Origin of the sequence: Rothia sp. HMSC072E10 (assembly GCF_001813965.1) — a bacterium.
GTDB lineage: Bacteria > Actinomycetota > Actinomycetes > Actinomycetales > Micrococcaceae > Rothia > Rothia mucilaginosa_A.
Genome location: NZ_KV814484.1, coordinates 1 through 1,822 on the forward strand (window position 1 = coordinate 1; position 1,822 = coordinate 1,822).

Consider the following 1,822-nt stretch of genomic DNA (forward strand, 5'->3'; position numbering starts at 1 on the left):
TTATCCAAAAACCATACAGTGAACGCAAACAACAATTTCTCGAAAAAATAAGCCTTCAGCCTATTAGTACCAGTCAACTCCACGAGTCTTCAGTCCCCGCTTCCATACCCGGCCTATCAACCTCATCATCTATAAGGAGCCTCACACACCAAAAAGTGCCAGGAAATCTCATCTCGAAACAGGCTTCCCGCTTAGATGCTTTCAGCGGTTATCCCTCCCGAACGTAGCCAATCAGCCATGCACCTGGCGGTACAACTGACATACCAGAGGTTCGTCCGTCCCGGTCCTCTCGTACTAAGGACAGCCTTTCTCAAATTTCCAACGCGCGCAGCGGATAGGGACCGAACTGTCTCACGACGTTCTGAACCCAGCTCGCGTACCGCTTTAATGGGCGAACAGCCCAACCCTTGGGACCGACTCCAGCCCCAGGATGCGACGAGCCGACATCGAGGTGCCAAACCATGCCGTCGATATGGACTCTTGGGCAAGATCAGCCTGTTATCCCCGAGGTACCTTTTATCCGTTGAGCGACGGCCGTTCCACAACGTACCGCCGGATCACTAGTCCCGACTTTCGTCCCTGCTCGACCTGCCAGTCTCACAGTCAAGCTCCCTTGTGCACTTACACTCAACACCTGATTGCCAACCAGGCTGAGGGAACCTTTGGGCGCCTCCGTTACACTTTAGGAGGCAACCGCCCCAGTTAAACTACCCATCAGGCACTGTCCCTGAACCAGATCATGGCCCGAAGTTAGACATCCAGATTGACCAGAGTGGTATTTCAACAACGACTCCACACAAACTAGCGTCCATGCTTCACAGTCTCCCACCTATCCTACACAAGCCAAACCAAACACCAATACCAAACTATAGTAAAGGTCACGGGGTCTTTCCGTCCTGCTGCGCGAAACGAGCATCTTTACTCGTACTGCAATTTCGCCGAGTTCATGGTTGAGACAGTAGGGAAGTCGTTACTCCATTCGTGCAGGTCGGAACTTACCCGACAAGGAATTTCGCTACCTTAGGATGGTTATAGTTACCACCGCCGTTTACTGGGGCTTAAATTCTCAGCTTCGCTCAAAAGAGCTAACCAATCCTCTTAACCTTCCAGCACCGGGCAGGAGTCAGTCCGTATACATCGTCTTACGACTTCGCACGGACCTGTGTTTTTGATAAACAGTCGCTTCCCCCTGGTCTCTGCGACCCATACACGCTCCAGGCAGCAAGTGCCCATCACGCTCAAGGTCCCCCTTCTCCCGAAGTTACGGGGGCATTTTGCCGAGTTCCTTAACCATGATTCTCTCGATCGCCTTAGTATTCTCTCCCTGATCACCTGTGTCGGTTTAGGGTACGGGCGGCTAAAACCTCACGCCGATGCTTTTCTCGGCAGCATAGGATCACCAAATCCCCCAAAAACAGGGTCCCATCACGTCTCAGGCACACAGCCGGCGCATTTAACAACCGACAACCCTACACGCTTAGACCACGACAACCATCGCGTGGCTTGGCTACCTTCCTGCGTCACACCTGTTAACACGTTTACCTCCAAAGATCGGGTCCCACAACCCACACAACACACAAACAAAAGCCTGCACATCATGCTTCGCATGGTTAGCATCACAATATCAGTATGGGCGGTTCTTCACCGGTACGGGAATATCAACCCGTTATCCATCGACTACGCCTGTCGGCCTCGCCTTAGGCCCCGACTAACCCAGGGCAGATTAACTTGACCCTGGAACCCTTGATCATCCGGCGGATGAGTTTCTCACTCATCTTTCGCTACTCATGCCTGCATTCTCACTCGCATAGCCTCCACCACT

1 rRNA gene is annotated in these 1,822 nt (G+C 52.6%); it reads right to left on the reverse strand.

Annotation, left to right across the window (positions count from 1 at the left end):
* Positions 1-43 precede the first annotated feature (43 nt).
* A 23S ribosomal RNA gene (locus HMPREF2944_RS01525) occupies positions 44-1,822 on the reverse strand; the annotation flags it as partial.